Here is a 21,723-nt window from a genome sequence, read left to right on the forward strand (position 1 = left end):
CGTTTTTGCGTCCGCTTTTCGCGTTTCTGAGGTGACAATGGGAGGAGAATGCTGATGCGCTTCTCCAAGCTGCGCCTTGTCGGTTTCAAATCCTTCGTAGAACCAATGGAGTTTGTCATCGAAGGTGGGCTGACGGGTGTCGTTGGCCCGAATGGCTGCGGCAAATCCAATCTGGTTGAAGCGCTGCGCTGGGTGATGGGTGAAAACTCGTATAAGAACATGCGCGCCTCTGGCATGGACGATGTGATTTTTTCCGGCTCGGCCACGCGGCCCGCGCGCAATACCGCAGAAGTCACTCTCTTTCTTGATAATTCTGATCGCACGGCTCCTGCTGCTTATAACAATGCGGACGAATTGCAGGTCTCGCGCCGTATCGAAAGGGAATCCGGGTCAGTCTATCGCATCAATGGCAAAGAAGCGCGCGCCAAGGATGTGCAGCTTCTTTTCGCGGACCAGTCAACCGGTGCACGTTCGCCCTCCATGGTAGGGCAGGGGCGTATCGGGGAGCTTATTCAGGCGAAGCCGCAGGCTCGACGTGCGCTTCTGGAAGAAGCTGCTGGAATTTCTGGCCTGCATACGCGTCGTCATGAGGCCGAGTTGCGCCTGCGTGCTGCAGAGACCAATCTTGAGCGTCTGGACGATGTGGTTGGCGAACTGGCCAGCCAGATCGAAAGCTTGAAACGCCAGGCGCGCCAGGCGAATCGCTTCAAAGCCCTTTCCGCAGATATTCGCCGGGCGGAAGCTGCACTTCTGCATTTGCGCTGGTCGCAAGCAAAGATGCAGGAAGCTGAGGCGCAAAGCGCCTTGGCGCAGGCTACCTCCACTGTCGGCGATATGGCGCAAGCGCAGATGAACGCCGCAAAGGCACAGGCCGTCGGTGCGCACAAACTGCCCGAACTGCGTGAAGCTGAAGCGAAGGCTGCTGCCGCATTGCAGCGTCTTTCCATCGCCAGAACCCAACTTGATGAGGAAGGCGAACGTCTTCGCGCCCGCCGGGCAGAGTTGATAAAGCGTCTTGAGCAGCTTTCCGCTGACATCGCGCGCGAAGAAGAAATGATGCGCGAGAACGCCGATATTCTAACGCGGCTCGATGACGAGGAACAGGAGTTGATCGCTTCCGCCGAAGAGTCCGGCGAGCGCGATCAGGAACTGCATGCACTGTTTGAACAAGCGGAAGTTCGCTTGCAGGGCAGCGAAAATGCGTTGTCCCGCGTGACGGCTGAACGTGCCGAAGCGGCAGCAGAGCGCGCTCAGATCGAGCGCGCACTGAAGGAAACACGTGACCGTCGCGACCGTCTTTCTGTGCAGATGGAAGCGATCGAGCGCGACATCGCTGCTGTCGCGGAACAGATAGGTGGCCTTTTCGATCCGGCGGAAAAGCGCATCGTGGTCGAACGTTGTGCAGAAGCGCTGTCATTTGCCGAGGAAATGGTTGCCAGTGCGGAAGAGCTTGTTGCAAGCGCGCGAGAAGCCGAGACTGCCAGCCGTCAGCCTTTGAGCGAAGCGCGCACCGAACTGAACCGTATCGAAACGGAAGCGCAGACTCTGGCGCGCATTCTGAATGCCGGTGAAACGGGACAATTCCCGCCCATGGTCGAACAACTACGTGTCGAGAAGGGCTATGAAGTCGCGCTCGGTGCCGCACTCGGCGAAGATCTCGATGCTGCCAGCGATGAACATGCACCGGTCTTCTGGGGTTACAATCCAGCAGCCAGTTCTGACCCCGCCCTTCCTGACGGCGTGACACCTTTGGATAGACTTGTGGAAGGGCCGAAGCAGTTGCGTCGGAGGCTGGCGCAGGTCGGCGTTGTCCCGGATGGTGACGGCAAGCGGCTGCAAGCGATGTTGCAACCCGGCCAGCGGCTCGTCAGCAGAGCGGGTGCGCTCTGGCGCTGGGACGGTTATACAGCGAGTGCTGACGCGCCGACGCCAGCAGCCCAGAGGCTGGCGCAAAAGAACCGGCTAGCAGAGCTCGAACAGGAAGCGGTTGCTGCACGCAAGCGCGTCGAGCAGGCCGAGCAGGATGTGCAGCGCGCCGAGGCAAGTGTTCGCGAAGCCATCGAGCAAGAGCGCGTTGCGCGGGATCAATGGCGTGCAAACCAGCGCAAGCTTGATGAGGCGCGTGAGGCTCTGGCGGCTGCGGAGCGGGCTGCCGGTCAGCTTGCGACACGGCGTGCTGGTCTGGAAGACAGCAAGGCCCATCTCGATGAAAACCTCGAAGAAGCACAGATCCGTGTCACGGAAGCCGAAGATAGGCTTGGCGAAATGCCGGATATTGATGCGATTGGCGAACGCCTTGCCGCGTTAAGCAGTGAAGTCATGGCGGATCGCACGGCTCTGGCTGAAGCGCGCGCCGCCTATGAAGGGCAGCGGCGTGAAGCCGATGCCCGCAAGCGTCGGCTGGAAATGATTGCGCTGGAGCGCCGCAATTGGAAATCCCGTGCGGAAAACGCCGGCCGCCATATAGCTGCATTGAATGATCGTCGAGCTGAAACGGCGGATGAGGCCGAAGCGCTTGCGGATGCGCCTGATGAGATCGAGAGCCGCCGCCGCACGCTTTTGAATGAGCTGTCACAGGCCGATGCCTTGCGGAAACAAGCAGGTGACAATCTGGCTGAGGCAGAAGCCGCTCAGGCGGAACTTGACAAGGCGGCGACCCTTGCCATCCAACAACTGGCGACAAGCCGCGAACAGCGCGCGCGCGCCGAAGAACGCCTCGCGGCGGCAGAAGAGCGGCGCAAGGATGCCGAAGCCCGCATTGTCGAAGCTTTGAATTGCGCGCCGCATGAGGCTATTCGCCAAACAGGCTTAAGGCCGGATGAAGCTCTGCCTGATCCTGACCAACTGGAACGTCAGTTGGAGCGGCTGAAGATAGAGCGCGAGCGACTTGGTGCGGTCAATCTTCGTGCCGATGAAGAGCAGCAGGAACTGTCCGAGCGTCTCGATACCATTGTCTCTGAACGGGAGGATGTAATCGAGGCTATCAAGAAACTGCGTCAGGCGATCCAGAGCCTCAATCGTGAAGGACGCGAGCGCTTGCTGGCGGCATTCGATGTGGTGAATGTGCAATTCCAGCGCCTTTTCACGCATCTCTTTGGCGGCGGCACGGCTGAACTGCAACTTATCGAAAGCGACGATCCGCTGGAAGCGGGTCTGGAAATTCTTGCCCGCCCGCCTGGCAAGAAGCCGCAGACAATGACACTGCTTTCCGGCGGTGAGCAGGCACTGACGGCTATGGCGCTCATTTTTGCAGTGTTTCTCACCAATCCGGCACCGATCTGTGTGCTTGACGAAGTGGACGCGCCGCTCGACGATCATAATGTCGAGCGCTACTGCAATCTGATGGATGAAATGGCCGCTTCGACCGAAACGCGCTTCGTGGTCATCACGCACAACCCCATCACCATGGCGCGCATGAACCGTCTCTTCGGGGTAACGATGGCTGAGCAGGGCGTGAGCCAGCTCGTTTCGGTGGACTTGCAGACGGCGGAACAATTGCGCGAAGCAAGCTGAACAGGACTATTGCTAGGGAGGACGGTGTGAGCGGCGATCACGACCATGGAGACGTCAGCGATACACCGCTTCCGAGGTTGTGGATTGCTTTTGGGCTGACCAGTCTTTTCATGATTGTCGAGATTATTGGCAGTTTCATCACCGGCAGTCTCGCGCTTTTATCCGATGCCATGCACATGGCGACTGACAGTTTTGCGCTTCTCCTTGCCCTGATTGCCATCTATCTGGGCCGACGGCCAGCCGATATTCTTCGCACTTATGGCTATGCTCGCTTTGAAATCCTTGCCGCGACGGTCAATGCGCTTCTGTTGCTGGGAGTGGCGCTCTATATCCTCTATGAAGCCGATGAGCGTCTTTCACGCCCCGCCGATGTGCAGGCCGTCGGCATGATGGGCGTTGCGGTGCTTGGCCTGATCGTCAACCTGATGTCCATGCGGGTCTTGATGGGGCACAAGGACGAAAGCCTCAACGTCAAGGGCGCTTATCTGGAAGTCTGGGCGGATATGTTGGGCTCCATGGGCGTGATCGTCGGCGCTCTGTTCATTTATCTGACCGGATGGGAATGGGTGGATTCCCTGATTGCTATCGGTGTCGGCTTTATGGTCTTTCCGCGCACATGGGTTCTGCTCAAGGAATGCATCAATATTCTGCTGGAAGGGGTCCCCGTTGGCTTGGATCTTGATGACTTGAAGAAAGCAGTTATGGCTGTGCCCGGCGTGACAACGCTCCACGACCTGCATGTCTGGTCGCTGACCAAGAACCAGAAATCCCTGACTGCGCATATCGTGCTGACGAATGGTTCAGAGGGAGAAACCGTACGTCGCGCGGTTGAACAGGTCTTGCAGGAGAAATACGATCTCCATCACACCACCTTGCAGATGGAAACGGTAGATCGCGCTTCTGCCGAGCACATTCACTGAAACTCGATACTCTGCCGGCACAAACAGGAATTACCGGTCGCTCCAAACGGCAAGTTCATTTCCGGCTGGATCGGTAAAATGAAAACGCCGGCCGCCGGGGAAAGAGAAGATGGGCTTCACAATGGTGCCGCCTGCATCGGTAACGGCTTCCAGGGCTTCTTCCAGCCGCGCAGCATACAGTACTGGCAGAGGCTTTGCCGTCGCCTGTCCATCCGCATCAAAACCCCCGTCCAGTCCTTCCGAAAAGGCTGAATAGGTTGGGCCGTAATCAACAAAAGACCAACCGAAGGCGCGTGCATAGAAACTTTTCGCCGCATCGAGCGACCCGTTCCCTGCTGGCATTTCCAGATAATCAAGCTTGCCTGTGATACGCATGACCGAATTCCAATTCGTTCCTTATTTGTTCTTATTTTTGCTGTATCTGGCCAGCAGAGTCAATCAGTTATGTTACTGTTTTTCGGCTAATCTCGCCTCTAATCGATTCTATTGTCGCGGCTTGTCTTTTTTGGTTGGCAGTAGCCTTGCGGATCGCATAAGCAACGGGAAGCAGGTTCTGGGAGTGCTTGCAACTGTTGCAAGCCTTTCATGAACCGATCCTGCATCAAGGGAGGCCATGATGGCGAAGTGGGTGTACACGTTCGGCGACGGCAAGGCAGAAGGTGCGGCAAGCGACCGTAATCTTCTCGGCGGCAAGGGAGCGAACCTGGCTGAAATGAGCAGCCTTGGTCTTCCGGTGCCTCCAGGCTTTACCATTACGACCGAAGTCTGCACCTATTATTACGATCATGAGCGCACCTATCCAACCGAACTGAACGATCAGGTTCAGGCGGCGCTGGCCCATATTACAAAAGTGACGGGGCGCAATTTCGGCGACGCAGAAAAGCCGCTTCTCGTGTCGGTGCGCTCCGGCGCCCGTGCTTCGATGCCTGGCATGATGGATACGGTGCTCAATCTCGGCCTCAACGACGAGACGGTTCAAGCCATTGCCCGTGAGGCAGGTGACGAGCGTTTCGCCTATGATAGCTACCGCCGCTTCATCCAGATGTATTCTGATGTCGTACTGGGCGTTGATCATGGTTTCTTCGAGGAAATTCTCGAAGACAAGAAGGCTGATCTTGGCGTCGAAGTCGATACGGCGCTGACAGCCGAAGACTGGAAGGATGTTATCGCTTCCTACAAGGCCAAGGTGGAGGAAGAACTCGGCCAGCCTTTTCCGCAAGACCCGCGCGAACAGCTTTGGGGCGCTATCGGTGCAGTCTTCTCCAGTTGGATGAATGCGCGCGCTATCACCTATCGTCGGTTGCATAACATCCCAGCGGCTTGGGGCACGGCGGTTAACGTGCAGGCTATGGTGTTCGGCAACATGGGCGAGACTTCTGCGACCGGCGTTGCCTTCACACGCAATCCCTCGACCGGCGAGAAGAAGCTATACGGCGAGTTTCTCGTCAATGCGCAGGGGGAAGATGTCGTTGCTGGTATCCGCACGCCGCAAAACATTACCGAAGAAGCGCGTATCGCAGCCGGGTCCGACAAGCCGTCGCTCGAAAAGGTAATGCCGGAAGCCTTCGCCGAATTCCTCAAGGTCGCTGACCGGCTGGAACAGCATTATCGCGACATGCAGGACCTCGAATTCACCATTGAACGCGGCAAATTGTGGATGCTCCAGACCCGTTCGGGCAAGCGCACCGCAAAGGCAGCGTTGAAAATGGCTGTAGAAATGGCGGGCGAAGGCCTTATTTCGGAGGAGGAAGCGGTTCTGCGTGTTGATCCAGCATCACTCGACCAGCTTCTTCACCCGACCATCGATCCACGTGCAGAACGTCAGGTTATCGGTCAGGGGCTACCGGCATCGCCGGGCGCCGCAACGGGTGAAATTGTCTTCTCTTCTGAAGATGCGGAGCAGGCAAAATCGGAAGGCCGCAAGGTTATTCTCGTTCGCATCGAGACCAGCCCGGAAGATATCCACGGCATGCATGCGGCGGAAGGCATTCTGACAACGCGCGGCGGCATGACCAGTCACGCGGCCGTGGTCGCACGCGGCATGGGCAAGCCGTGTGTTTCCGGCGCGGGGTCGCTTCGCGTCGATTATCGCAATGGCGTCATGCTCGCAGCCGGCCAGACCTTCAAGAAGGGCGATGTCGTTACCGTCGATGGCGGTACCGGGCAGGTCCTCAAAGGGGCGGTCGCCATGCTGCAGCCTGAGCTTTCCGGCGATTTTGGCAAGCTCATGGAATGGGCTGACCGGACCCGCCGGATGAAGGTTCGCGCCAATGCAGAAACACCGGCAGATGCCCGCACGGCGCGTTCGTTCGGAGCGGAAGGCATCGGACTTTGCCGGACTGAACATATGTTCTTCGACGGCAGCCGCATCGTCGCCATGCGTGAAATGATTCTGTCCGATAACGAAGAAGGTCGCCGCACCGCTCTGGCAAAGCTTCTGCCGATGCAACGTTCGGATTTCGTAGAGCTTTTCGAGATCATGAAGGGGCTCCCGGTTACGATCCGCCTGCTCGATCCGCCATTGCATGAGTTCCTGCCGCATACGGACGAGGAAGTGGCGGACGTTGCGCGTTCTATGGGTGTCGGCGCTGCCAAGTTACGCGAACGCGCCGACGCTTTGCATGAATTTAACCCGATGCTGGGTCATCGTGGTTGCCGTCTGGCCGTGTCCTATCCGGAAATCGCGGAAATGCAGGCCCGGGCGATTTTTGAAGCTGCCGTCGAAGCAGGTAAGAAAACCGGCGAGCATGTCGTGCCGGAAGTGATGGTGCCTCTGGTCGGTCTGAAAGCCGAGCTCGATTTCGTAAAGGCGCGTATCGATGCTATTGCCAAAGAAGTCATGGGTGAGGCGGGCATAAAGATAGACTATATGGTTGGCACGATGATCGAACTGCCGCGCGCTGCATTGCGCGCCGCCGAAATCGCCGAAACGGCTGAGTTCTTCTCGTTTGGCACCAACGACTTGACGCAAACGACGTTCGGCATTTCACGCGACGATGCGTCGTCGTTCCTGACCTCCTATCAGAGCCGTGGAGTGATCGAGCAAGACCCGTTCGTGTCCCTCGATCTCGAAGGTGTTGGCGAGCTGGTGGAAATTGCCGCCGAACGCGGACGAAAAACCCGCGAGAAACTGAAGCTCGGCATTTGCGGCGAGCATGGAGGTGATCCGGCATCGATCGCATTCTGCGAGAAGACAGGTCTCGACTATGTTTCCTGTTCGCCGTTCCGCGTGCCGATAGCCCGCCTCGCAGCAGCGCAGTCGGCCATACGCAAGGTTTGACAGAACGCCACAATTTGGCTTAGCTGCCGGAGTAATTTTCCGGTGGTTAAGCTATTTTCAGAAGATATTGTCATGCTTCGTTACATCGCTGCGGCCGGGGCCGCCATTCTCGTCACGACCGGCATTGCCAGCGCCTACGATGTCTCGCCGCAGGAGCGTGCAAATAGCAAGGCCAGCCACGACACGATCAAGATCGTTGAGCCGCAACTGCATATCGCGCGCGGTGGTGCTGCTTCGCCACAGGTGGCGCTGACGCTTGATGCATGCATGGGCAAGACAGATCACCGGATTCTGGACATGCTGGTGCAGAACCGTATTCCAGCGACGATCTTTGTGACGGGTCGATGGATAAAACAGAATCAGGCCGCCATGGCGGTTTTGAAGGCCAATGCCGATCTGTTCGATATCGAAAACCATGGCGCAATGCACATTCCGGCCATCACCAATGAGCCGAAGATGTATGGTATCAAGACCGCAGGGTCACTTGAGGCGGTCCATCGGGAAATCGATGCCGGAGCGACAGCGATCACCGATGCCGGAGTATCGAAGCCCGTCTGGTATCGCGACGCGACAGCCCGTTATTCGACCGATGCGATCAAGCTGGCAACGAGCATGGGCTACAAGATTGGCGGTTATTCGCTGAATGGAGATCAGGGCGCTTCGTTGCTCGCGCCCACAGTTGCGCGCCGCATTGCCGCCGCGCGTGATGGCGATGTCATAATCTCGCATATCAACCAGCCAACACGGTCAGCGGGCGCAGGTGTGGCCAAAGGCGTTCTGGCATTGAAAGCGAAGGGAATGAAATTCGTACTTCTCAAGGATGTTGAGACGACAATGACGCTCAATCCGGTCGCGCCGCACAATGTTCACGCAGGCGTTCCAAAGCCTGACGCGCCGAAATAGCCCAGTTTGACAGCTCAGGCGCTGTTGAGTTTCTCTTTCGGGGAAAGACTTCTCATAACGGCGGCGTAGTTGCGGCCGAGGCTTTCAAAAACGGCATTCTCGCCCGTTGGCGGTTCAACGGAAAGGGTCGTGCCGTCATTGCGTAATGTGACGAAGATGACCTGGTCTTCCGGCTGTCCGGCAATGGATATTGCACCGATGCGTTGTGCTTCGCTGGTGTCGAGAGCTGGCATATTGAACAGAACTTCGCCGCCCACACGGTCAGCGGCTTTGGCGAGCGCGGAATCAAAACCTTCGATAAGGACGTCGATGGCTCCGAGCGCGAACTCCAGTTCGACGGCTTCAAGCGTCATCGCATCCTCTGCGGTTGTGCCGTCCGGCGACTGGTTGCCATTTTGAAGGGCGCGATCCATTCCGTCCTCTCCGACGATTGCAATATAAGCCCCCATTACACAATCATGCCTTCTATTAGCAGTCGCTGCAATGCCTTTTTATTTGATTTACCTAGCTTTTTTCACTTACCAGTTAAAACTGGTAATCTTTGCAGGCTAAGAACGTATCCCGAAAAGCGCGAAGCGATTTTCAGACCAGATGCGTATTGAACAAACAGTTGGAGCGCAGGTCCGACTGAGTGGCGCTTCGGGAGGGCTCCGCCTCTAATGCGATTTGCCTAATCTATCAAGTACGCATGGAGTCTATGAGATATTGCTTTAGTAGATCGCTAAATATTGATCGCGATAGGTTTTGATCGCGGTCAATGCTCTTTCCTCGCGAATCTTCGACGTTCTCCTCATCACAAGGGAATTGGTGTCGGAGGGCACATGAAATTGATATGGAAAGCGGCGATCGGCAGCGCAGGTGCGCTAGCCGCAGCCTGGTTCTTTGCGCTTTCAACCCCCCATTGGCTTGCCACGAGGCATGAAATTGCGGTCGATGTCACCGATAAGGCTTTGATCGAAAAAGGCGAATATATTGCGCATGCGGGTGATTGCGCTGCATGTCATACGGCACCTGGAGGCAAGGCGTTTGCGGGCGGGCTCGGCATGCAGACGCCGCTTGGCACGATTTATTCAACGAACATCACGCCAGACAGAAAAACCGGTATCGGTGGCTATAGTTATGCCGATTTCGAGCGTGCAGTGCGGCAGGGTGTGCGTCGGGATAACGTTCATCTCTATCCGGCAATGCCATTTGTGTCCTATACGGTAGTGAATGACGAGGACATGAAAGCGCTTTATGCGTTCTTCATGTCGAAGGTCGAACCGGTACAACAGGATAACCAGCCCAGCACCTTGCCTTGGCCGACCAACATGCGCTGGCCGCTCGCTTACTGGCAGCTCTTCTTTGGCAATTCGCGTCCATTCGAGATTGCAGCCGATACGGATCCAGTGATCGCCCGCGGCGCTTATCTGGTTGAGGGGCTGGGGCATTGCGGCGCGTGTCATACGCCACGCGGTTTCGCTTATGAAGAAAAAGCGGTGAAGAACGATCCGAAGGGCAGGTTCCTGTCTGGCTCGGTTCTGGAGGGCTGGTACGCGAAGAATCTGCGTGACCAGGATACGGGGCTTTCGACATGGGCCGAGGATGAGATTGTCACCTTCCTCAAGACCGGGCGTACCGATCGTACAGCGGCATTCGGCTCGATGGCTGATGTCGTGCAGCATTCAACACAGTACCTTGCGGAAGATGATCTGCGGGCGATTGCCCGTTATCTGAAGTCGCTACCGCCAAGCGAAGATCGCAAGCGTAAATGGCAGCCGAAGGAAGATGTGACGACGGCGGCACTCAAGGCGGGAGATTTCAGTGCGCCAGGGGCCTTGTCCTATGTCGAGCAATGTTCGGTCTGTCACCGTATGGACGGTAAGGGGGCACCCCGCATCTATCCGGCGCTTGCTGGCAATTCGATTGTCTTTGCGGATGATCCAAGCTCGCTCATTCAGGTCACTCTGACCGGCGGAAAGACGCCCGATACGCCAGCGGACAAAATGGCATTCACCATGCCCGGCTTTGCCAACCTTCCGAACTGGCAGGTCGCCGAAATCCTGAACTTCATTCGCAACGGCTGGGGCAATCACGGCGCTGCCATATCGGAGCAGGATATTGCGCGTATGCGGCGTGAAATCGCTCACAAGCCCGTCCACTACATTCCGGAGAATAAGCAATGAAAACCAGTACGATTGTCGTCCTCGGTGCCGGTTTTGCGGTGGCAGTAACGAGCGGTGCTTTCCTCTTCAATCATCTGCGACCTTCGCTGGATGCTCCGGTTCCCAAAGCCTACGCTGTTCTGGACAAGGACAAAAATCAGGTCGGAGCCTATGTCATTCCGGCGGACCGTGACATTCTCAGGCAGCCGAACGCGTCCGAGATCATGCATGGCAAGCGTCTTCTCAACGAAACGGCACGGCTTCTGCCCGACAATGTCGGCAACGGCCTGAACTGCAACTCCTGTCATATAGGGCAGGGAAAGGTGGACAATGCAGCACCGTACATCAATACCAGTAATTTTTATCCTGCCGTCATGCCGCGCGCGGGTAAGGAGATTGATCTGGTGATGCGCATCAACGGCTGCTTCCAGCGTTCGATGAATGGCAAGCCGCTGGCACCCGACGGGACCGATATGAAAGCGATGATCGCCTATATGGACTGGCTGCGGCAGGATGTGAAAAAGGGTACGAAAGTGGCGGTCCGCAATGCCGGTCCCATCGATCAGAGCCTCGTTCCCGATCCGGTCAATGGCGCAAGGATCTATGCCGCACAATGTTCGACCTGTCATGGCACGGATGGCGAAGGCATGAAAGACCAGGCCGGTGACTACATTTTCCCACCGCTCTGGGGGGATGAAAGCTTCAATATCGGGGCAGGGATGGCCCGAACTTACAAGGCGGCGCAGTTTGTAAAATATGCGATGCCGCCAGCCCAGAACTACAATCTGCCTATTGGGCAGGGCGGAGTTCTGACCGATCAGGAGGCCATCGACGTGTCGGAATATTTCACCCATATGCCGCGCCCGGATTTCGCAGGTAAGGTGAAGGACTGGCCGAACACGAAGAAGCCGAAAGACGCGCGTTATTGAATGGCATAGACAGGAAAAATGCCCCGTCCTGTAGAAGGGTGGGGCATTTGAGTTTCTATGTTGAGGTTTTGCCGAGCGAAAGTCTCTCTGCTATTCATACTGCGTGAAAACAGAGTAGCTTCAACGATTCCGTATCAGTTGGAAATACTCTGGGCCTTTTCCGGTTGAGGCAGTTTTCTGAAGATGCTGCCTGGGAGACCATATGAGAAAACTTCGCTACCAGCGGCGTCAGTCACGCTCTGCAGTATGGGCGCTTCGGCTTGGCTTTTTTGCGCTTGTGCTGCTTGCGATGGCATTCCTTTTGCATCGCTTCTGGACACTGGAGACACCGGATCTGGTGCTCGTCGCAGGATTGAGCACCGGTCTTGCCGCGCTGGCCATTCTCTGCTCGGCAAAAGGCTTTCGCAACCTTTGGGTCAATGGCGACAAGGGTGGTGCGCGCTCTTTCTGGGGCGGCATATTCGCTCTTGCCGTGTTGCTTCCGGTTGGGCTGGTGACGGCACTGTGGTATCTCTCTCCGCCGTTCTACGACATCTCTACGGATTTCGAGACGCCGCCGCAATTTCCGCCCAATATGCCGCCGCGTCTGCAATGGATGAATCCGGTGACGGTGGCGGTGAGTGGTGATGCACTGTCCCAGTTGACCGCCTATCCCGATGTGGTCGGACGCCGTTACGAAGCCGCGCCGGACCGTGTTGCACAAGGGGTCGAGACGGTTCTCACGAGTTTCGGGTGGCGGGAGATCACGCGCAATGCTTCGTCGCCCGAAAGGAACGCTACACGATTTGCCGTGACGGCGCATAGTTTCATTCTGGGCCTGAAAAGTGATATCGTTGTCCGCCTGTTCGACGAAGGCGAGACCACCTATGTCGATATGCGTTCGCTGTCCCGTTATGGCAAGCGTGATATGGGGCAGAATGCAGCTTTCATCACCAGTTTTCTGGGCGCTCTGGAAGGTGAGGTCAACAGGGCTCCGGCTGACGTCGAATAGTCAGCCGGGAAGATAGATACTGCCGAGCGACGGATCGCCCTCGGTTATGACCTCACGACGCCCGACCAGATCTTCCAGATGCGCAAGCACGGACAGCGCAGCCGCACCATGCAATCGCGGATCGGTCTCGCGATAGATCGTTTTCACCATGTCACGGATTGTCCGGTCCCCCTGTAGAACGCGCTCTAAAATGGCACGTTCGCGCATCTTGCGGTGGGCACGCAGGCCGCGAACGAAGGCGGCAGGCTTGGTCACGGCGCCGCCATGCCCCGGGAGATAGACCACATCATCGCGTGCCAGCAGTTTTTCAAGCGAAACCATATAATCACTCATTGAACCGTCGGGCGGTGCCACGATAGACGTTGCCCAGGCCATGACATGGTCTGCGGAGAAAAGAATGCCCGTTCCCTTCAAGCCGAACGCCATATGATTTGCGGCATGTCCGGGCGTATGAACGCCTTCCAAGACCCATCCATCGCCTTCAATCATAGTTCCGTCGGCCAGTGCAATATCTGGAATAAACTCCATATCAGCGCTTGCCTCAAGCATGTTCGTTTCGCCCGCATAATAGGGGCGGGCAGGGCGATGCGATCCCTCGGCAACGGTGCAGGCGCCGAGACTTTCCTTCAGGCGCTGGGCCAAAGGTGAATGATCGCGATGGGTGTGGCTGACGAAAATATGGCTGACCGGGCGGCCGGCAATGGCTGCTAACAGAGCGTCGTAATGCGTTTCATCTTCCGGGCCGGGATCGATGATAGCCAGCGTGTCCGTGCCGATAATATAGCTGTTGGTGCCGTGAAAGGTGAAAGCGCTCGGATTGTTGACGGTGAGGCGCAAAATGCCTTTACTCAGTTCAACCGGTTTCCCATATTGGGGTGTGAAACTGCTGTCGAAAACAAGCGCCATTGAAGCGGCTTCCATTCTTCTTTGGTTTGATTGATGAAACGGCATAGGCCTTATATAGTCGGGTTGCAAACGTGAACAGTCGCGCGCACTGACAATCGCGTCAGAGGGCAGATTCTGGGGAACTGCCGCCGCGTCAAAAGTGGAGTTGGATATGCCTCATAGAGCAAAGTCTCGCGTCGCCACCGCCTCTCTCGCCGCAGAATATCTGCCGACCAGACAACTGGCTCGTGCTTTCTGGTTTGTCGGGCTTGCGCTGATCGGAACGGCTGTTCTTACTATTTCCGCCAAGATCAAGGTCGATCTGGTCTACGTCAATGTGACGATGCAGACCTTCGCTCTCTTTGCGATTTCAGCTCTTTATGGTTCGCGGCTCGCCGTGGCGACTGTCGCTCTTTATCTGCTTGAAGGTGCGCTTGGCATGCCGGTCTTTACTGGAACACCGGAGAAGGGCATCGGCCTTGCCTATATGGTTGGCCCAACGGGTGGTTATCTGCTCTCCTATCTTGCTGCTGCCTGGATTGTTGGGCGCGCTGCCGACAAGGGACTGGCGCGCAACCCCCTTGCTCTCGGGGGTGTAATGTTGCTCGCGGAAGCCGTCATTCTTGTGATGGGCGCAGGCTGGATGGCCTACCTCTTCGGTCTGGAGAAGGCCGTTATTTTCGGCTTCGGCGCCTTTATCGTTGGCGATCTCGTTAAGCTTGCACTCGCCGCATGCGGTGTGCCTGCTGTGATGTCGCTTCTGAAGCGCTGAATTAGTCTCAGTTGGGGACGTTGTAAGCCGGGTCTTTGACCCGGCTTTTTCTTGTTTCGGTTGAAACTGCTTCGCAATTGACAGCAGCCACATCAACAAGCTTTGTCGCTATAAGAAATCTGTTTCTACAAGGAGGATGATTTGCACTTCGAAACTCTGGTGGTCGAACCGCTGACAAAAGATGCTTTTGCGCCGTTTGGCGACGTCATTGAGACAGAAGGAGCAGAGCTCCGCCTGATCAACAACGGCACGACCGAGCGATACCACGATCTCGCCCGTGTCGAAGCCGCTGGCACTGAAGCAAGGGTCCTCATCAATATCTTTCGCGGGCAATCGTTTGAAGCGCCGATCGACATCGTCATGATGGAACGCCACCCTTTCGGCTCGCAGGCATTCGTTCCGTTGAACGGCAGGCCGTTCCTGGTTGTGGTTGCCGAAGATGATGGAGGCACGCCCGCACGCCCGCGTGTTTTCCTTGCGCGCGGTGATCAGGGGGTCAACTATTTGCGCAATGTATGGCATCATCCGCTACTGGCGCTCGAACAGAAGTCTGATTTTCTGATTGTCGACCGGGCAGGCAAGGAAAACAATCTGGAGGAGTTCTTCTTCTCCGATATCGCCTACCGCATTAAAACGACAAAACCTTAATGAGCTTGATCGAGGAATATTATGGGTAAACTTTCCACGCATGTTCTCGACACTGCCCATGGCAGCCCTGCGGCGGCAATGCGCGTCGAACTTTATCGAGTTGGCGCAAACGGTGCTGTTGAACTGATTAAGCGCACGGTGACCAATCTGGACGGGCGCACGGATGCGCCTTTGCTTGCCGGTGATGAACTGCGCGCCGGCATTTACGAGTTGCAGTTTCATGTTGCCGAATATTTTGAAGGGCGCGGTGCCGAACAAGCCAACCCGCCGTTTCTCGATCTTATTCCGATCCGTTTCGCAATCGCCGATGTCAATGGAAACTACCATGTACCGTTGCTTGTAAGCCCATGGTCCTACTCAACTTACCGCGGTAGCTGATCTGGATTTATCCTCTTTCCGGACAGACGAGCTAGACTCCTTGCATTATCCATTGCGAGGAGTTGTTCATGGACCAAACCCCAAATCTGAAAATGCCCTATATTCTGCCCAGCCAGGCGCAGAAACATGTCACCCACAATGAGGCATTGCGGCTGCTTGATGCCATCGTGCACTTAAGCGTCAAATCAAGGAGCCAAGTTGAAACGCCCGAAACACCTGTCAGTGGAGATCGCTATCTCGTGGCTGCGGCTGCTACCGGAGCGTGGGTCGGAAAAGATGGCGCGATTGCCTTTTTTGTCGATGACGGATGGTTGTTCATTATTCCCGCCACCGGCTGGCAAGCCTATGTCGAAGACGAAGCACAGCTTCTGGTTTTCGACGGTGCGCTCTGGAACGGCGTTTCGTCGCTTCCAGACAGCCTGTCCTTGTCCATGCTGGGTGTTCACGCCACTGCGGATGCGGTTAATCGGCTTGCGATCTCGTCGGATGCCAGCCTGTTCAACAATGCCGGTGCAGGTCATCAGGTGAAGGTGAACAAGCAAGCGGTTAGCGATACGGCAAGCCTTCTGTATCAGACCAACTGGACCGGCTTTGCCGAAATGGGATTGAATGGCAGCAACGATTTCAGCGTAAAAGTAAGCAACGATATCGGACAGTGGCGGGAGGCGATCAAGATTGATCATTCGACGGGCAATGTTTCGATCGGTTCGGTCTGGCCTCAGACCCGGCTTCAAGTCGACGGCCCAATACGCCCCGCATCCTATACAGTCGCGGCGCTGCCCGCTGCGGCAATTCACGGTGCGGGCGCTATGGTCTTTGTGACCAATGCTCCATCCGGCGCTGAGATGGCCTATTCCGACGGCACCAATTGGCGCAGCATTCGCAACGGCGCAGTCATTGTCTGATCATATGTTCCTGAAGCGAGACCTGGTGTCTAGAAAAACAGGGCGACAGAGTGTGGCGGATTAGTCCGCACTGTTGCCGGAATGCAGTCGGCAGGCCGTAATTTGGCCAAAAGATGTTTGTTAAGCCTCTGAAACGGCGATTGATATAGTCCTCCCGGAGGACTCATGTTAACGGTGGCAAAAATTTGAATGCTTCGCAGCTACGACGTGAGACAAGCCGCGAAGGGATTGACTAAGCTTTAGTCCCTATTAGTAGTATAAACAGCCTTATGGCGCTGGAATCGTTCCGGTATTTCTCTCCGGCGGAGAGCGGGATAACACGCGTATGAGTTTAAAGTATCCATGGCAGAGATTGGCGCTTTTGCCCCGCGCCAGCAAACAGATCATTCTGATGCTGAGTGACTGTATTCTGCTGTTGCTGAGCGCTTACCTGGCCTTTGTGATGCGTCTCGGTTTTGTTTTCGTACCGAACGAGGGGCAGGTTTTTCTGATTCTCATCGCGCCTGTTCTGGCTATACCAGTTTTCATTCGGTTTGGGCTCTACCGCGCCATCATCCGCTATTTGGCTGAACGCGCGATCTGGCCTATTTTCCAGGCCACGGCCATTGCAGCGCTTTTCTGGGTCGCGCTTGTCTTCTTGATGGAGCTCTACGGCGGAGCCGGCCTCCCGCGCTCCGTTCCGCTACTTTACTGGCTTTTAAGCACCGTATTTATCTCTGCCAGCCGTTTCGGGGCAAAATGGCTCTTGCGTAGTTCCGAGTCCGACAAACGTTATACGAGTTCTGCACTGATCATCGGCGTGGGTGAGCCTGCCCGTCAGCTTGCGACGGCGCTCCGCAGCCATAGCGATACGTTGGTCGTCGGCTTTGTCGATCCCGATGGCCAACTTAATGGAATGGATATCATCGGACTGCGTGTCTACGCGGTGGAAGACATCCCCGCCTTGGTCGAAAATTACGGTATCAAGCAAGTAGTGGTATCGGAACCGGCGTTGGAACAAAAACAGCGGCAGGATTTTGCACGGCTTTTGGGACGTCTTCCGGTGGATACACGTATTCTGCCGCCCATCGCCGATCTGACGGCTGGAAAATACCTGGTCAGCTCGCTGCGAAATGTGGAGATCGATGATCTTCTCGGGCGCTCGCCCGTGCCGCCGGATGCGTCCCTATTGCGAGAGGTTGTCGAAGGTCGGCGCATCATGGTGACGGGAGCGGGTGGTTCGATCGGTAGCCAGCTTTGCCGTACCATTGCGCAATGGAATCCAGCTTGCATTGTCTTGTTCGAGTCGAGTGAGTTCGCCCTTTACACTATTGAAAGGCAACTCAAGCAGATGGTCGGTTGCGAAGTCGTGCCAATCCTTGGGACGGTCAGCAATCGTGACTGTGTTGAGAAAGCCATTCGCGATAATAATGTCGATACCGTCTATCATTGTGCAGCGTATAAGCATGTGCCGCTTGTCGAGAAAAACCCGCTGGTCGGCATATTCAACAATGTGTTTGGCACTCTGGAAGTGGCGCAAGCCGCTCTCGACACCGATGTCGAGCGCATGGTTCTCATCTCGTCCGACAAGGCGGTTCGGCCGACGAATGTAATGGGCGCAACCAAACGCTGGGCTGAGCTGGTCGTCTATTATTGCGGTTTGCAAGCCGAGCAATCCGGAAAGAAGAAAGCGTTCTATTCAGTGCGTTTCGGCAATGTGTTGGGGTCAAACGGCTCAGTCGTTCCGCTTTTTCGTGAACAGATTGCCAATGGCGGCCCGATTACGCTGACGCATGAGGACATGACCCGCTATTTCATGTCGATTAAGGAAGCGGCCGAACTCATTGTGCAATCTGGTGGCATCGCCGCCTCGGGTGACACGGTTCTGCTCGAAATGGGCGAACCGGTGAAGATCCGCGATCTCGCCGAGAACATGATCTTGCTGGCAGGACTGACTGTTCGCAACGAGGAGAACCCGCACGGCGACATTGCCATTGAGACCACAGGGATTCGTGAAGGCGAGAAGATGTATGAAGAACTCTTCTATGATCCGTCACAGGCAAAGGCGACCCGCCACCCCAAGATCATGCGCGCACCTCAGGGCAAAAAGGCTGCGGTGGACGTTCCGGCAAGTCTCGCGGCTTTGCGCGCGGCTATGGAAAGCGGCGATGTACACGCTGTTCGCAAGGTGCTGTTCGAAGTTATAGCTTCCTGAAGCGTCCGCGAAAATCCAGCAGCAAGACCAGCGTCGCGACAATGGCCACAAGCAGGAAGGCGATCTGGGTGATTGTGTGATCGAGAGTGAGCAACCCTATGGCGCAGGCAATGAGGAACAGGTTCAGAAGCGACACGTGGCCGACGACCTTTAACACGCTCCAGCCCGAGCGCTTTGCCGCTTGATAGGCATGTTTGGAATGCGCTTTCAGGATGTTCTCACCCTGACTTAACCGCATCACGATGGTCGTGCCTGCATCGAGAATATAATAAAGCGGCAATATCAGCGCCACCGCGATATGCGTTTCGCGCGCGAGCAGGATCAGAGCCGTACCTGTGATCAGGCCGAGTGGCAGACTTCCAGAATCGCCCAGAAAAATTGTTGCTGGAGGTCGGTTGAACAGGGCAAACCCCAATACTCCACCCGCTGCGATGATGCCAAGGCCACCGCTTTCCAATCCGGCAAGACCGAGAGCCGCTAGAATGCCGATTCCAGTCAGCGGGAGCCCTATCCCTGCGGCGGTCATGAGATCAAGCCCATCCATGAAATTGGTGACATTGATCGCTATCACCAGTGCAAAGACAATCAGCGCTGCCTCCAGCCAGTGGGGCAGGAGGTCTGGCAATAACCGGAAATCCGGCCCCAGACCGTAGACAACCAGTCCGGCAGCAATGAATTGCGATCCCAGCCTGATGATCTCCGAGAGCTCATAGCGGTCGTCCAACCCGCCGACAATCCAAAGCAGCAGCGAAGCGCCGGAAAGACAGAGCGCCAGATGCGTGTTGATTTCCAGATCTGGCGCAAAGATGAGCAAGGTCACGATGATAGCGGGGATAAGCGCCAGCCCACCAATCTGCCGTGCGACCGTTGTGTGGTTGGAACGCGAACTCATACGCGCCGAGAGAAAACGCTCGGGCAAGAGCCGGTTTAGCAGATAAAGACCGATGCCGCACAAGGCGGCGCCGAAGAGAAACGAAATCAACAAAGCTAGCATCGTGAATACCAAAAATACACTCTTCCGTAGCAAGTAGCAGCTTTGAAGCTGGACACAAATCGGCGATTCTATTCTGGGAGCAGGCGGAGATTATATCCAGTCGAAAACGTTCTTCACAGAACCCGTAACCTTGAACGGGATTTCGTGATTAGGCGATTGCGCTCAGGTTTCGAAGCGGCTATAAGGCCGCGCAACCGATTGCTTCGGTTTGATTTGTTGGGGCGTAGCCAAGCGGTAAGGCAGCGGTTTTTGGTACCGCCATTCCCTGGTTCGAATCCAGGCGCCCCAGCCATGAATCGTGATTCAAATCAAAATTTTATTGATTTTGCTTAGTGTTTCCCAAGGTGGGAAACCTCGCTTTCTTTCGAACTTGCCGAATGTGCACTTAACTGTGACACAGAGCTATGACACATGCCGATTCGCCTTATTCGGTTTGTCTCGTAAGCTCCAAACGGCGAGCATCTTATGGCAGTCAGACATCAGGTTCAGAATCTTCAACGGTGTGGAAATATTTTTTATTGGCATCCGCGTCTCCCGTCACGGATGAGCGCGCATATCGGCGCGCGTCTGTCAATCGACCACGTTAAAGAAGCGGCCGCGCGTGCTGTTGCGTATGAGCGCTCGGGCAATCGCGATAGCCAGATGGCTCTTGTCCATTCCCGTGCCGCCGACGAGAACAACGTTGCGCTGGTCGGCAAAGAAGGTGCCGGTGGCCAGTTCCCGCATCAGGATTTCATTGACGGGTTGGTCGGTGAAGTCGAAGTCGTCGATGTCTTTTGCCAACGGCAGCTTGGCAATACTGAGCTGGTAGCGAATGGACCGGGCCTGTTTTTCGGCGATCTCCGACTGCAGAAGGTCACCGACAATGTGTGGTGGGTTCGTGCTGCCTCTCGATGCCGTTGCCCGGGATAGCGGCTTCGCGCCAAAATATTGATGATCACCGAGGCCAAGCAGACGCTATAATTGAGCGCCGCCTGACAGGCAGCCTCAACCGCTTGCCGACCTTCTCCATCACAGCGGGCAAAACTCATTCGCGGAATGGAGCGCGGTTGCGCAAAGCACCCGGCTTGAGGGTGACGACAGGAACATACTGGCAGGTGTCATAGACAGTTTCGCCCCGGCCAAAGCAACGACGGTGTTCAGCGACCATCACTCCATCTTGTTTGATGACGACCCGATCAGCATAGACATGAACCTCGACGGGGCGGCCAATGGCGATTGAAAGAACCGAGTATTTGTTATTGTCGAAGCGGACAGTGCGGGTCTTCGAAAACCAAAGCCGGGACACTGTAGAAGCCGTCGAAGGGGCCAGCGTAATGCACGAGGCTGCCGCGTTCGGCTTCGAACATCTGCCAGATCGTCTGGGCCGCTTGTTCAGGATGGTGATGCGCCTTGGCATAGGTAACACATTTGTCGAGCAGTCAGACATTCAGCTCTTCCAGACTTTCTACTCGCAGGCGCGGCGTGAAGAAGCGCTCGCGCACGCGGTCAACCTGGCTTTCGACCTGTCGCTTCTCCCAGTCGGATGTTGGCGTACAGACTACGGGCTGGACAAGATAGTGGCTGCACATTTGCAGGAACCGCCGGTTATAGACACGCTCCTTGCCGACAAATACGGCCTCGATCGCCGTCTTTATATTGTCGTAGATGCCACGCGTGCAGGTGCCACGGAAGAATTCGAAGGCCTTGTCATGCGCATCGAAGACCATCTCCAGGCTCTCACGCATATCGGCGTGCGCGAACATCATCCGGCTGTGGCAGAGCCGGACATGGGCAACCTTCACCGTCGTCGTTACGCCCTGGATCAATACGATCTCGTGGCTCCAGTCGAACTGATAGGCTTCGCCAGGCGCATATTAGAGTGGTATGTAGGCTTCGGCTGTCACTGCACCTTGAGCTTTCGACCATCCCTTGCATAAAGCCGGATCGCATCGTGGCTGCCGTCATAACCCAGCGCCCGAAACTCTTCATGAATCCGGATCAGCGTCAGCCGTTCACGAGATGACTTGCCTTCGTTTAAAACCAAGAAGCGCTTGCTCTCATCATTCCAAGCTACTGTCTTCGGCTGTGGTTGGCGTTCTAGTTCGTAGGAAAAATCCGCTTATCGGATCGCATTATCTTGCGGACCGTATTGCGGGACACATGACGCTCCCGGACGATCCTCTTCACTGACCAGCCCTGCACATGGAAGGCTCGACGAACACGCGCAATAGTATCCATTCGCATCAACTTCCTCTCCATCCGTCACCAAAAGACGGATGGTCAGA

16 protein-coding genes, 1 tRNA gene and 2 pseudogenes are annotated in these 21,723 nt (G+C 56.1%); 13 read left to right on the forward strand and 6 right to left on the reverse strand.

The window, feature by feature from the left end:
* Positions 1-54: 54 nt before the first annotated feature.
* Complete coding sequence (gene smc, locus FJQ48_RS02135; RefSeq protein ID WP_139973559.1) at positions 55-3,513, forward strand: chromosome segregation protein SMC; 3,459 nt, start codon at positions 55-57, stop codon at positions 3,511-3,513.
* Positions 3,514-3,539: 26 nt separating this feature from the next.
* Entirely contained in the window at positions 3,540-4,433 is an 894-nt protein-coding gene (locus tag FJQ48_RS02140) for a cation diffusion facilitator family transporter (RefSeq protein WP_139973560.1), read from the forward strand.
* 30 nt (positions 4,434-4,463) lie between these two features.
* Here the strand turns inward: FJQ48_RS02140 and FJQ48_RS02145 are convergent, their stop codons facing one another.
* Positions 4,464-4,808 carry a VOC family protein gene (locus tag FJQ48_RS02145; protein ID WP_139973561.1) on the reverse strand — a complete coding sequence of 115 codons (345 nt, stop codon included), beginning with the start codon at positions 4,806-4,808 and terminating at the stop codon, positions 4,464-4,466.
* 241 nt (positions 4,809-5,049) lie between these two features.
* Between FJQ48_RS02145 and ppdK the strand changes: the two genes are divergently transcribed.
* Positions 5,050-7,713 (forward strand): pyruvate, phosphate dikinase, encoded by a 2,664-nt coding sequence (gene ppdK, locus FJQ48_RS02150; protein ID WP_139973562.1) that lies wholly within the window; start codon positions 5,050-5,052, stop codon positions 7,711-7,713.
* 72 nt (positions 7,714-7,785) lie between these two features.
* Entirely contained in the window at positions 7,786-8,616 is an 831-nt protein-coding gene (locus FJQ48_RS02155) for a polysaccharide deacetylase family protein (RefSeq protein WP_139973563.1), read from the forward strand.
* Between the two features lie 14 nt (positions 8,617-8,630).
* On the opposite strand, the gene FJQ48_RS02160 is transcribed toward FJQ48_RS02155, so the two are convergent.
* Complete coding sequence (locus tag FJQ48_RS02160; RefSeq protein WP_139973598.1) at positions 8,631-9,029, reverse strand: hypothetical protein; 399 nt, start codon at positions 9,027-9,029, stop codon at positions 8,631-8,633.
* 408 nt (positions 9,030-9,437) lie between these two features.
* Between FJQ48_RS02160 and FJQ48_RS02165 the strand changes: the two genes are divergently transcribed.
* The 3 genes from FJQ48_RS02165 to FJQ48_RS02175 all read left to right on the forward strand — a co-directional run bounded on the left by FJQ48_RS02165 (position 9,438) and on the right by FJQ48_RS02175 (position 12,680).
* Entirely contained in the window at positions 9,438-10,781 is a 1,344-nt protein-coding gene (locus FJQ48_RS02165) for a cytochrome c (protein ID WP_139973564.1), read from the forward strand.
* Complete coding sequence (locus FJQ48_RS02170) at positions 10,778-11,689, forward strand: c-type cytochrome (protein WP_139973565.1); 912 nt, start codon at positions 10,778-10,780, stop codon at positions 11,687-11,689. The genes FJQ48_RS02165 and FJQ48_RS02170 overlap by 4 nt, the downstream gene beginning before the upstream one ends.
* 202 nt (positions 11,690-11,891) lie before the next feature.
* Entirely contained in the window at positions 11,892-12,680 is a 789-nt protein-coding gene (locus FJQ48_RS02175; protein ID WP_139973566.1) for a DUF1499 domain-containing protein, read from the forward strand.
* Here the strand turns inward: FJQ48_RS02175 and FJQ48_RS02180 are convergent, their stop codons facing one another.
* Positions 12,681-13,586 (reverse strand): MBL fold metallo-hydrolase, encoded by a 906-nt coding sequence (locus FJQ48_RS02180; protein WP_139973567.1) that lies wholly within the window; start codon positions 13,584-13,586, stop codon positions 12,681-12,683.
* Positions 13,587-13,737: 151 nt separating this feature from the next.
* On the opposite strand from FJQ48_RS02180, the gene FJQ48_RS02185 reads away from it, so the two are divergent.
* The 5 genes from FJQ48_RS02185 (at position 13,738) to FJQ48_RS02205 (ending at position 18,462) form a co-directional block, all read left to right on the forward strand.
* The gene (locus FJQ48_RS02185; RefSeq protein WP_139973568.1) at positions 13,738-14,337 is read left to right on the forward strand and encodes a biotin transporter BioY; all 600 of its coding nucleotides are present in this window, start codon (positions 13,738-13,740) and stop codon (positions 14,335-14,337) included.
* A 141-nt stretch (positions 14,338-14,478) separates the two neighbouring features.
* Complete coding sequence (locus FJQ48_RS02190; RefSeq protein WP_139973569.1) at positions 14,479-14,985, forward strand: ureidoglycolate lyase; 507 nt, start codon at positions 14,479-14,481, stop codon at positions 14,983-14,985.
* Between the two features lie 21 nt (positions 14,986-15,006).
* A complete protein-coding gene (gene uraH / locus FJQ48_RS02195; protein WP_139973570.1) occupies positions 15,007-15,363 on the forward strand; it encodes a hydroxyisourate hydrolase in 357 nt (118 codons plus the stop codon).
* 68 nt (positions 15,364-15,431) lie between these two features.
* A complete protein-coding gene (locus tag FJQ48_RS02200; protein ID WP_139973571.1) occupies positions 15,432-16,268 on the forward strand; it encodes a DUF2793 domain-containing protein in 837 nt (278 codons plus the stop codon).
* 325 nt (positions 16,269-16,593) lie between these two features.
* Positions 16,594-18,462: a nucleoside-diphosphate sugar epimerase/dehydratase gene (locus FJQ48_RS02205; protein WP_139973572.1), complete on the forward strand. Its 1,869-nt coding sequence runs from the start codon at positions 16,594-16,596 to the stop codon at positions 18,460-18,462.
* Here the strand turns inward: FJQ48_RS02205 and FJQ48_RS02210 are convergent.
* Complete coding sequence (locus FJQ48_RS02210; protein WP_139973573.1) at positions 18,449-19,456, reverse strand: glycosyltransferase family 4 protein; 1,008 nt, start codon at positions 19,454-19,456, stop codon at positions 18,449-18,451. The genes FJQ48_RS02205 and FJQ48_RS02210 overlap by 14 nt on opposite strands.
* A 217-nt stretch (positions 19,457-19,673) precedes the next feature.
* Between FJQ48_RS02210 and FJQ48_RS02215 the strand changes: the two genes are divergently transcribed.
* Positions 19,674-19,748: transfer RNA gene (locus FJQ48_RS02215), tRNA-Gln, on the forward strand.
* 281 nt (positions 19,749-20,029) lie between these two features.
* Here FJQ48_RS02215 and FJQ48_RS02220 read toward each other — a convergent pair.
* A pseudogene (locus tag FJQ48_RS02220) lies at positions 20,030-20,323 on the reverse strand (ATP-binding protein); the annotation flags it as partial.
* A gap of 38 nt (positions 20,324-20,361) precedes the next feature.
* Positions 20,362-21,685, reverse strand: a pseudogene (gene istA / locus FJQ48_RS22625) (IS21 family transposase); the annotation flags it as partial.
* Positions 21,686-21,723 lie beyond the last annotated feature (38 nt).

The sequence above is a fragment of the Ochrobactrum sp. CGA5 genome (genome assembly GCF_006345815.1).
Taxonomy (GTDB): domain Bacteria; phylum Pseudomonadota; class Alphaproteobacteria; order Rhizobiales; family Rhizobiaceae; genus Brucella.

Bases quoted from the DNA above. Each gene is read 5' to 3' on its own strand.
- smc (WP_139973559.1), top strand. From the start codon at position 55: ATGCGCTTCTCCAAGCTGCGCCTTGTCGGTTTCAAATCCTTCGTAGAA.
- FJQ48_RS02145 (WP_139973561.1), bottom strand. From the start codon at position 4,808: ATGCGTATCACAGGCAAGCTTGATTATCTGGAAATGCCAGCAGGGAAC.
- ppdK (WP_139973562.1), top strand. From the start codon at position 5,050: ATGGCGAAGTGGGTGTACACGTTCGGCGACGGCAAGGCAGAAGGTGCG.
- FJQ48_RS02155 (WP_139973563.1), top strand. From the start codon at position 7,786: ATGCTTCGTTACATCGCTGCGGCCGGGGCCGCCATTCTCGTCACGACC.
- FJQ48_RS02160 (WP_139973598.1), bottom strand. From the start codon at position 9,029: ATGGATCGCGCCCTTCAAAATGGCAACCAGTCGCCGGACGGCACAACC.
- FJQ48_RS02165 (WP_139973564.1), top strand. From the start codon at position 9,438: ATGAAATTGATATGGAAAGCGGCGATCGGCAGCGCAGGTGCGCTAGCC.
- FJQ48_RS02170 (WP_139973565.1), top strand. From the start codon at position 10,778: ATGAAAACCAGTACGATTGTCGTCCTCGGTGCCGGTTTTGCGGTGGCA.
- FJQ48_RS02175 (WP_139973566.1), top strand. From the start codon at position 11,892: ATGAGAAAACTTCGCTACCAGCGGCGTCAGTCACGCTCTGCAGTATGG.
- FJQ48_RS02180 (WP_139973567.1), bottom strand. From the start codon at position 13,586: ATGGCGCTTGTTTTCGACAGCAGTTTCACACCCCAATATGGGAAACCG.
- FJQ48_RS02185 (WP_139973568.1), top strand. From the start codon at position 13,738: ATGCCTCATAGAGCAAAGTCTCGCGTCGCCACCGCCTCTCTCGCCGCA.
- uraH (WP_139973570.1), top strand. From the start codon at position 15,007: ATGGGTAAACTTTCCACGCATGTTCTCGACACTGCCCATGGCAGCCCT.
- FJQ48_RS02200 (WP_139973571.1), top strand. From the start codon at position 15,432: ATGGACCAAACCCCAAATCTGAAAATGCCCTATATTCTGCCCAGCCAG.
- FJQ48_RS02205 (WP_139973572.1), top strand. From the start codon at position 16,594: ATGAGTTTAAAGTATCCATGGCAGAGATTGGCGCTTTTGCCCCGCGCC.
- FJQ48_RS02210 (WP_139973573.1), bottom strand. From the start codon at position 19,456: ATGCTAGCTTTGTTGATTTCGTTTCTCTTCGGCGCCGCCTTGTGCGGC.